This is a genomic window from Mycobacterium sp. 1245805.9, from assembly GCF_001672915.1.
GTDB lineage: Bacteria > Actinomycetota > Actinomycetes > Mycobacteriales > Mycobacteriaceae > Mycobacterium.
In genome coordinates, this window is record NZ_LZKR01000102.1 from 1 (window position 1) to 3,159 (window position 3,159).

Annotated in this window: 3 protein-coding genes and 1 pseudogene; 1 reads left to right on the forward strand and 3 read right to left on the reverse strand. The window is 68.4% G+C overall.

Going from position 1 to position 3,159, the window contains the following annotated elements:
* The 3 genes from A9X00_RS14825 to A9X00_RS14835 form a co-directional block, all read right to left on the reverse strand.
* Positions 1-437 (reverse strand): DUF222 domain-containing protein (locus A9X00_RS14825; protein ID WP_156772099.1); only part of this gene is annotated, 437 nt, incomplete at its 3' end.
* A 376-nt stretch (positions 438-813) separates the two neighbouring features.
* Positions 814-1,206, reverse strand: coding sequence for a VOC family protein (locus A9X00_RS14830; protein WP_067154529.1), 393 nt, complete (start codon positions 1,204-1,206; stop codon positions 814-816).
* Positions 1,206-2,648, reverse strand: coding sequence for an FAD-dependent oxidoreductase (locus tag A9X00_RS14835; protein ID WP_067154532.1), 1,443 nt, complete (start codon positions 2,646-2,648; stop codon positions 1,206-1,208). Before A9X00_RS14835 ends, A9X00_RS14830 begins: the two co-directional genes overlap by 1 nt.
* 258 nt (positions 2,649-2,906) lie before the next feature.
* On the opposite strand from A9X00_RS14835, the pseudogene A9X00_RS14840 reads away from it, so the two are divergent.
* Positions 2,907-3,159: pseudogene (locus A9X00_RS14840) on the forward strand (DUF732 domain-containing protein); the annotation flags it as partial.

The window sequence follows — 3,159 nt, forward strand, 5'->3', positions numbered from 1 at the left end:
TCGACCTCGGTGGGTAGGTGGGCGAAAAAGCTGCGGATCACCCGCACATGCCCATCGCCGATCAGTCCTTCACGTTGCGCCGCGGCCGTCGCGGCGAGTTGCGGGGCCAGCGGTTCTCCGGTCAGCGCCCGACGCTCACCCAGATCCTCGGCCTCGGCGATGCGCCGCCCGGCCTCGGCCTTGGTGATCCGCAACCGATCCGCCAGCGCGCAACACAGGTTGCCGCCCAACTCTGCCGGCGTGGCCTGCGCGTCGAGTTGATTGATCAGCTCGTGCTGGGGGGCGCGCAGCCGACGCGCCGCGCGTTCCAGCTGTTCGAGGGCGGCCAGTCGTTCCGGGGTGGTCAACACGTCAAAGGACAAATCGCACAGCCGCTTCAGGGCGCCGTTGAACGCGTCGAAACCCTCGACGATCTCCTCACGACTACTCGAACCCATGCCCCGAATCTTACAAACGGCCACCGACAAGAATCGCCGCAATGTGACCACCGAAACCAAAGTGGCACAAGTTATTTCGTGGGCCTCCGCCGTTAGACGCAGCGCGGGTCGCAATGGTTCCACGAATTCGCCAAAGGGATCCTGCGGCAGGATCTGTTGTCCGCCCGGGCCGCTGATGATGTCGTTACAAAAACTCACGCCCGCCGGGTTCCAGCGCTGCCGCAGATGATCACCGCGCGATCCGACTCGGCGGTGTGGAAGGTCGCCGATTTGTTGACCCCGCGCGTTCACCCGAAGCGCTCGCGTCGAGCTGCCGCACGCCTCAGAAGTAAAGCATGCCAAGGCTTCTGGGCTGACCACCGGTTATGCGGTTGCGTCAGCGCGCAACGGTGCGGGGCGCGGGCTGGAACAGTTCCACGAGATTGCCGGAGGGGTCGCGCAGCAGGACCTGTTGCCCGCCCGGGCCGCTGATGATGTCGTTGCGGAAATCCACACCGGCCGCCCGCAGCCGCTCGACCTCGGCGGAGATGTCTTCGACGACAAGCTGTATCCGGTTCCAGCCGCCGGGTCCGGGCGTGGCACCGTCGGGCATCGGACGCGCCGCGGAGCTCTTGGGCCCGGCCAGCAGCAGCTGCAGCGGGCCGCGCACGACGGCGGCGAAGGCGGGCACTGCGTCGAGATCGACGGCGAAGCCCAGGTGGGTGGTGTAGAAGTCGACGGCCGCCCGCACGTCGTCGACGAGATAGCGGACGCGCGCGAGTTCGCCCATCAGATGCTCACCCCCGAGTACATCACCCGGTTGGGGTCGTACTTCTGCCGCACCGTCGCCAGCTGCGACAGGTTCGAGCCGAAATAGCGCGACGGCGAGCTGTTGGGCTCCAGGTAGTTGACGTAGCCGCCGACCGAAAACTGTTGCACCGCTTGGTGTGCGGAACTCAGCCACTGCTGCGCGGCGGCCACCTGATTGGCGGCGGGCTCGACGTACCACTGCAACAGCACGGACTGCTGGCGCCACGGGAAGGCCGTGTTCCCCGCCGGCACGTCGCCGACGGCGCCGTCCAGCGGGTCGATCAGCACTGCCGCCTTGCCGCCGGACGCGGGCCACTGCCCGATCGCGGTCGCAACGGCATGCGCCGCAGCGGAATTCATCGTCGCGATCACGTCGGATCCGGCCACGAATCCCACGGGCGTCGCCGTCGAGCTGCCCCCGGCCAGATACGTCACCAGGTCCATGTGGCTGAGCGTCTTGTTCACCACGGCGGTCGGCGCCACGCCGACCGCGGACTTGATCGCGTCGACCACGCCGGAGCCGGCGCCCGCGGGGGCGGTGGCCAGAACGTGGCAGTTGGGCTGGTTGCCGATCGAGAGATCGACTATCCCCCAAGTGTTTCGGTCCGCGCCGCTCAGCCACGTCTGCCAGCCGGCGAGCACCTGCACCGCCGACGCCGGCGGGAAGTCCAGCCGGACGACATCGCTGTCGCCGGTCGCGAACGTGGCGAACGTCATCGACGTCGTGACCCCGAAATTGCCGCCGCCGCCACCGCGCAACGCCCAGAACAGATCCGGATGATCGTTCGCCGACGCGGTGACCACCTCGCCGCTGGGCAGCACCACCGTCGCCGACTGCAACGCATCGCAGGTCAAACCGGCGTGGCGGCAATCGGCGCCCACCCCGCCGCCCAGCGCCAGTCCCCCGATGCCGACGCTCGGGTAGGTAGCGGTGGGGATGGCGCGCCCGGCGCCGGCCAGCCCTTGGTGCACCGCGTACAGCGTGGTCGCCGGCGTCACCGTGGCGTTACCGGCGCCGTCGACGTTCACCCCGCCGGGAAGCCCGCGCAGGTCGATGACCATCGCGCCGTTCGGACTGGACGCCCCGATGTACGAATGCCCGCCCCCGCGCGGGGCGATCTTGAGCCCGTTGGCCGTCGCGAATGCGACAGCCTTCTGCACGTCCGACTGCGAGGACACCTTGACCACCGCCGCCGGATTGGTGTTGTTGTACAGCGAATTGAAAACCTGCTTGCCCGAGGAGAATTGGGCGCCGCTGGCGGGCAGCAACACGTTGCCCCCGATGGAGGACGCCAGGCCGCCCCAACCGGCGGCGGGGTCCGCGGCGGCGCGCGCGGTGCCGAAAACCGCTCCGGTCGCCAGCATTCCGACGGCGCCGCGAATGAACGTCTGACGCGAGAAGCCCCTCTGATTCGTCGTCATGGGCCGGATTCTGGTCCAAACGGCCGCTGAAAATCCGGCCTCCGCCCGAGTGTCAGGTCACAGTGTGGCCTCGATCCGCCGCCGCTCGCCGGGGCGCCCCACGGCCCATTAAGCGACGTCGCGCGGGCGATCCCCTCACGAAACGCTTATTGTGCAAACCTTTATCGCACCGTGTTGTAAACGTGACAGAAATAGACCAGAGTTTCACAAGTGACTGGAGTGCCCTCAGAGCACCCGGCAATAGACGGGGAGGTTGGCATGAAGGCACTTACAGCGGAGACCCAGCGGTGGATCTGGGTGTTTCGTCACCAGCCGCTGACCATCCGCCTGCTGGCCGCGACCGCGGCCCTGCTCACCGGGGCCGCCGCCTGCGCGGCGCCGGCCGAGGCCGACGCCGGGGCCGACGACGCCGTCATCGACGCGCGGAACCACGCCGGCATCGACTTCGGCGAACCCGGCAACGCGATGTCGGTGGGCGAGTCCATCTGCCCGATGCTCGCCCCCCCGGGGG

Bases quoted from the DNA above. Each gene is read 5' to 3' on its own strand.
- A9X00_RS14830 (WP_067154529.1), bottom strand. From the start codon at position 1,206: ATGGGCGAACTCGCGCGCGTCCGCTATCTCGTCGACGACGTGCGGGCG.
- A9X00_RS14835 (WP_067154532.1), bottom strand. From the start codon at position 2,648: ATGACGACGAATCAGAGGGGCTTCTCGCGTCAGACGTTCATTCGCGGC.